This is a genomic window from Heliobacterium chlorum, from assembly GCF_014502795.1.
Classification (GTDB): domain Bacteria; phylum Bacillota; class Desulfitobacteriia; order Heliobacteriales; family Heliobacteriaceae; genus Heliobacterium; species Heliobacterium chlorum.
The window spans coordinates 1-6125 of sequence record NZ_JACVHF010000055.1 but is presented as its reverse complement, the minus strand read 5'-3'; the positions used below and the strand labels follow the sequence as shown (position 1 = coordinate 6125).

4 protein-coding genes and 2 pseudogenes are annotated in these 6125 nt (G+C 40.1%); 3 read left to right on the top strand and 3 right to left on the bottom strand.

Annotated elements, in window-relative coordinates:
- Positions 1 to 556 (top strand): annotated as a pseudogene (locus tag H1S01_RS19445) (IS66 family transposase); the annotation flags it as partial.
- The gene (locus H1S01_RS22640) at positions 514 to 888 is read left to right on the top strand and encodes a copper amine oxidase N-terminal domain-containing protein (RefSeq protein ID WP_188042043.1); all 375 of its coding nucleotides are present in this window, start codon (positions 514 to 516) and stop codon (positions 886 to 888) included. The pseudogene H1S01_RS19445 and the gene H1S01_RS22640, both read left to right, overlap by 43 nt.
- 61 nt (positions 889 to 949) lie before the next feature.
- On the opposite strand, the gene H1S01_RS19435 is transcribed toward H1S01_RS22640, so the two are convergent.
- Both H1S01_RS19435 and H1S01_RS19430 read right to left on the bottom strand, forming a co-directional pair.
- Positions 950 to 1336 carry a hypothetical protein gene (locus H1S01_RS19435; RefSeq protein WP_188042042.1) on the bottom strand — a complete coding sequence of 129 codons (387 nt, stop codon included), beginning with the start codon at positions 1334 to 1336 and terminating at the stop codon, positions 950 to 952.
- Positions 1337 to 1519: 183 nt separating this feature from the next.
- Positions 1520 to 1726, bottom strand: a complete 207-nt coding sequence (locus H1S01_RS19430; protein WP_188042041.1) for a hypothetical protein — start codon at positions 1724 to 1726, stop codon at positions 1520 to 1522.
- Between the two features lie 170 nt (positions 1727 to 1896).
- Here H1S01_RS19430 and H1S01_RS19425 point away from each other — a divergent pair, with 170 nt between their 5' ends.
- Positions 1897 to 4548: a dynamin family protein gene (locus tag H1S01_RS19425; RefSeq protein WP_188042040.1), complete on the top strand. Its 2652-nt coding sequence runs from the start codon at positions 1897 to 1899 to the stop codon at positions 4546 to 4548.
- Between the two features lie 1021 nt (positions 4549 to 5569).
- Here H1S01_RS19425 and H1S01_RS19420 read toward each other — a convergent pair.
- A pseudogene (locus H1S01_RS19420) lies at positions 5570 to 6125 on the bottom strand (IS66 family transposase); the annotation flags it as partial.

Below are 6125 nucleotides of genomic sequence, written 5' to 3'. Positions count from 1 at the left end.
GATGAAGCGCTCAAAGCGCTACCTGAAGACAAGCGCTCGGCATCGGTAGTGGCCAAAGAGGGATTTGACTTTTGCAATCGGCTCTTTGCCATTGAACGCGCGACCATTGAGGAACGTTATCTAGCCCGATTAGCGCTCAGCCGACCTGTGCTGAACGCTTTTTTGACATGGCTGAATACCTAAAGTACTCAAGTACTTCCCAAAAGTAGCGCTTGGCCAAGCCATTGCCTATTGCCTAAACCAGTGGCAGAAACTCGAAGCGTTCCTACTCGATGGCCGCTTAGAGATAGACAACAATCGCAGCGAACGTTCGATCAAGCCATTCGTGATCGGGCGCAAAAACTGGTTGTTTGCCAACACCCCACGCGGTGCTCAGGCCAGCGCGATCATTTACAGCATTGTGGAAACCACCAAGGAAAACGGATTGAATCCTTTTTCTTATCTAACCTATCTCTTTGAGAAGCTTCCGAACATTGACACTAAAGACCATCAGGCTCAAGATTCACTGCTTCCTTGGTCCAATACGTTACCCAAAGTCTGTCGAACAACAAAATAAGCATACTCAAATCCCCACCCTGGCAACAAGGTGGGGATTATTTTACGGTTACGGTTCCTCTTCGAACATTACTGGAGGCTATTGGACCGAAACTGACCATTACCTACGATGACAAAACCCGGACGGTTACGGCAAAAGGCTTTGGTTATGTCGATTTAAAACTTACGCTCGACAGTACCTATGCCATCGTAAAGGGAAAAACTGTCAAGATGGACGTTCCCCCTCGTATTAAAGACGGGCGAACGCTCATTCCACTCCGCTTTTTTGCCGAGTCAATAGACGCCAAGGTTAACTGGAACCCAGAACTACGCGTTGTTATTGTTAGTGTTTAACTCTTGTAAAACTGAATATTTAATAAGAAAAGCGTTCGGTAGTGGTGACACCGGACGCTTCTTAATGTAAAGTCGTTGGCTTACAGTTTGATAATCCTAACGCCTCCAAAATAACCTCCCACCCGTACCTCGTCAGCCCCCACTCCCGACAGATATAATCATCGCCATACTTCTTCCGCCACTTGGGGAGAAGTTGGACATGTTGCTCGTACTTCATCCGATCAAACACATCGAAGGATACTAAGTCCTCGAATAATGAGTAAGTGATCAACGGCCCCGGCCGCCGGTAATCTCGTTTGGCCTTCCCTGACATCCGATCTGACGGCATAACCATGCTGCCGACACGGCCCAGTCGGGAAGCACGGTAACGGATGCCGGAGGCTGTGGTTTTCTTTTCTTTCACGTCGGTGAGAAACATGCGTTCGATATCGGTATCAACTGTGGGCATCTCTTCTCCCCTTTCGGACGCATTTACTTATCCGTACTCTATTTTGCCCAGTAATAAACAGACTGAAGCGTGAGCCTTACGATATGAGTCCACGCTTTTCCTTTTCCAAAGCATATTCCCGGTGAATTGGCGATTATACAGTCTTTTATTTACCCGACCATAATGCTTCAGCTTGGCATACTCTTACCGCAGACGGTCCACTTCACGGGATACCATGATGGCTTGATTAATCCTACGGGCCAGCAGCAATCGGGAGGCTTCGTGGTGTTTCTTGTGAATTAATTTCAGAAGTTGTTCCGCTTCGCTTTTCATCGGCAGGAATCGCTCTCTTCCAATATTTGGTAAGTGATTATTCGATGAGGCGAGGGTTATTTCCTTCTTTTTACTCAAATAATCTGAATAACCAATTTTAGTTCAAAAGAACGACAAGTTGACAAGAGATAAATGACCAAAAATTAAAATTAACGAAGAAAAGACAATATTCTAAAAGGAATTTTATAGTATTGGTGGAATTATGTCATTCTAGAATAACAATACAAGATTTTTTGGAGGGGTCATATATGGAAGGATTTCAACTACAACCTTTTAGAGTCCAAGAAGAACTTGACTTAAATAAGTTTATCCACCAAGAGGGTTACGAATATAAAGCCATTGAATTACTTGCAGCTATCGCTAATCTAGATGGCTATTTGTTACCGGCTAAATTTGAAATATACAAGAATTTGGCCGGGAATTTATTTAAGGAAAGATTGTTACAGAGTAGCGTTCTAAGAGCTGCTTTATTAAAAACGTTCTTGAACGGTAATACTCAATTCGAAACATTAACAAACGATCTAATATTATCGGTTATAAAAGAAAAAGTTACGGATAATGCAAAAAAAGATATAGTTCTTCATATTCTTAACTTGCTTAACGAAACGCAGATAAATAAAAATATTGGGATAAACATAGTTGAGAAACTAATTGCTAAATTTAACCTACCTCGATCAGAGTTTTCTAAAATACTTGATAATCTTGATACAACAAACGCCAGGCAGGAATTTAATTCAGTCTCCGCATTTGAAAAAACAAATTTCTGGAAAGATACTCTTGGTAAAACAATAACTGATGCTAAAAACGTATTGCTCGTTAAGAGTGAAAACCACTCACTAACCAAGAATCAAAGATTAATTAAAATTCCAAGAGAGGTTGAAAATGAAAAAGGGAAGGACTTCGCTTCGAAAGTAAAAGAGTTGTCAAAAATAGTTCATAGTAAACGTTTGAAAGAAAAAGTCGACGATTTTTTAATTCAAATTGAACCAAAACCTTTTCGAGTAGTTTTAGTCGGTGAAATTAAGCACGGGAAAAGTAGTATATTTAACAAAATAATTGGGGAGTCTTTCAGTCCTATCGGGGAAGGTACGGCTACCACTTCTTCCGTATTAGAACTTTACTACTCCGAAGAACCAAAATATGAAGCAAAATGGTTAAGCGAGGACACATATAATAAAATATTAAATTACATCAATGTTCATTCTGATAACAAGCACGTTCTTCGTTATAAATTAATTCTAGAAGATATAATTTCTTCAAAAGAATACGTTCCCGGTGGAGTCATATCAAATCTTTCTTCTTCAGCTCAAGTTGTAGATAATTATATATCAGCTCGAGGCAGATTTTCATCCGCGATTGAGTTAGTACGAATAGGCTCCCCCTTGGATTGTCTGAAATACGGGATGATAATAGTTGACACACCCGGAATTAATGATCCTATGAAAGTACGGGATAAAATAACGTATGATCAGGCAAAAGTTGCCGAATGTGTTGTTTTTGTAATGAGAGCCGATAAGTTTGGTACTGAATCCGAACGACAGTTTTTGTTAAATCTTTTAGAAGCAGGGAACTTGTTCGAATTAATCATCGTATTAACTCATATCGATAGACTTTCTAATGATGAAGAAAAAAGCCGAATTTTTAATGAAGTTTATTCTTGGATTAGAAATGTATCAAGTAATCAGCAACACCAAGAACTACTAAGAAACGTAAACGTATTTGCTTTCGATGCAAGATTTCCAAGGCAAGATACATCAGAATATACCGCCGAGTCAGATGGTTTTAATAATTTCTATAATCATTTATCTACGGTAGCAGAAGATTCAAATCGGGATTCGAAATATTTATCCTGGTTAAACAATAGATTAAATGAATTAATGATTGTGGCTAAGGAGGAATCAGAACAATATATAGATTTATCAAATACCCAATTCTTCAACAGAGAAAACATTGTGCTATTTGAAAAGATGTCAAAAAAGCTTATAAACTTCATATCTTCACACAATCATCAAATTAACATGAGATTACAAGCATTATGTGACAGGCTAATTATGGACTATAATCATTCATTAGAAGACATAGAGCAAACAAGAAAGATAATTGAAATTAACTTTAGAAGTGCTATTGAAACAAAGGTACGAGAATTAGGGAAAGACTACTCTAATAGTGAAAAATGGGGTTTATTTAATCGCGAAACAGCGGATGGCATAGTCCAAAAACATATGACGGATTTTAACCGAAGAATAAATGAAAGATTAAACTATTGGAAAACACAAGCAGATATTTTCTCTAAGGAATTAGATTCATATGTTGAATTAAATATAAATGAATTTAAGACATTACATGGCGAGTTTTCTTATATATGTAATACCAGTCACTTTGCTACATCAACATTTTGTAAGATCGATGAAATCGTTAATGCCTTTGAAAGAAATACGAAAAATGCTTTGTTTTTTCTAGGTGGAGCGGGGTTTATTGGAGGTAGGGTAACATTAGGATTGGTTGAAAAAATATTTACTTCTATTGTAGCAATATCTTTTCCTCCTGCAATACCTTGGGTTGCCGCAATAGGTACTATTGCTATAATAACGCATAAGCTTACTTTTAATGCAGATAAACGGAAAGCCGATTTTATTGAAAATAAAATTAAATCCGCTAATGAAAACTTGGATAAAAGATTTAAATCTTTAAATGAAAACATGATTGCTGCCTATAGTGAACTATGGGAATTTTTCAAAAGTATAGTTGAAGAAAAAAGTAGATTTATTATCCATGAGTCTCTTGGTACAGCGGAGGAAGCAAAGCACCTTATATTACTTTCAAATCGTTTAAAAAGTGACCTTCGAGAATATACCCATCAACTAATAAATATGACGACTAATGAAATATTTAATTCGTAAAAGACGTTTAGTTTTTAGAAAATATTACTCTAGGATAAAGGACTGTTAATTTACAACAGTCCTTTCATATCTTCCTTGACTTCCTCCCCCACAAGAGCGATGATGTCACTGCGGCAACCGCCCACCAAGGAGGAATGAATATCGAGGAATAACCGGCCCCAAAAAAATTAAAAATTTAATTCCGCAAATGATTTTTCACCGTTAAAATCAACACGACACGCATTTTGATTCATCTCAATAATGGCCCAGTGCATGATGGGCCGGATTATAAGGGGGAGTTTTATCGGGTGATGGCCGGGTTCCTTCAATTAAAGACAGCAACGAATCAAACTCAAGTTCCTCAGAGGAGGTCTGCCCATCTGGAATATCGGTCCCGCCAATACACTCAATCAGAGGGGGTCGATAGATGGACCATAACGGAAAGCCAGTTGTACGAAAATCGAATATAGGTAGCGTTGGTTTACTGTTGGACTATGGGTTCCATCTGGGGTAGCCATGGTAATCATAGGTACAGAATCCCGGTGGATTATGGCAACGTAACCTGCAAATTATTCAAAGTAGTATATACCTCATAGAACGTCTTGCAGGTTTACCACTCAGCAATCCAGATGGGCCATTACGCTAGACTCAGCTTGGCGAAGTCCGGACACGTCCTGAAACCATCGGCCATGGCAGTTTTGCCGATAAGTCAGCAGTGAACTTCGCCCATACCGTCGAGAAGCCAGTCTGCTAAAATAACCGACAGGCTACTTCGACCGCTAAACATGAAGGCCAGTTTGCCCTAACGACCAACAGCGAAGTCCGCCTATCCATACTGGAGGATACGTCCGACTACATATCAAGCGAGGGATCTTTAATCTGATGACCGTCGCTTATTTGGCGTGGGCTTTTTTAGTTATCAAAGAGTGAAACAGCCCCCTTGAGGGGGACTGTTGTTGGCGTTATTCAGCTTTTTCAGGCTTACCCATGGTAACCGTAAAATAATCCCCACCTTGTTGCCAGGGTGGGGATTTGAGTATGCTTATTTTGTTGTTCGACAGACTTTGGGTAACGTATTGGACCAAGGAAGCAGTGAATCTTGAGCCTGATGGTCTTTAGTGTCAATGTTCGGAAGCTTCTCAAAGAGATAGGTTAGATAAGAAAAAGGATTCAATCCGTTTTCCTTGGTGGTTTCCACAATGCTGTAAATGATCGCGCTGGCCTGAGCACCGCGTGGGGTGTTGGCAAACAACCAGTTTTTGCGCCCGATCACGAATGGCTTGATCGAACGTTCGCTGCGATTGTTGTCTATCTCTAAGCGGCCATCGAGTAGGAACGCTTCGAGTTTCTGCCACTGGTTTAGGCAATAGGCAATGGCTTGGCCAAGCGCTACTTTTGGGAAGTACTTGAGTACTTTAGGTATTCAGCCATGTCAAAAAAGCGTTCAGCACAGGTCGGCTGAGCGCTAATCGGGCTAGATAACGTTCCTCAATGGTCGCGCGTTCAATGGCAAAGAGCCGATTGCAAAAGTCAAATCCCTCTTTGGCCACTACCGATGCCGAGCGCTTGTCTTCAGGTAGCGCTTTGAGCGCTTCATC

Excerpts from the sequence above, each read along its gene's own strand:
- H1S01_RS19435 (WP_188042042.1), bottom strand. The coding sequence starts at position 1,336 with ATGCCCACAGTTGATACCGATATCGAACGCATGTTTCTCACCGACGTG.
- H1S01_RS19425 (WP_188042040.1), top strand. The coding sequence starts at position 1,897 with ATGGAAGGATTTCAACTACAACCTTTTAGAGTCCAAGAAGAACTTGAC.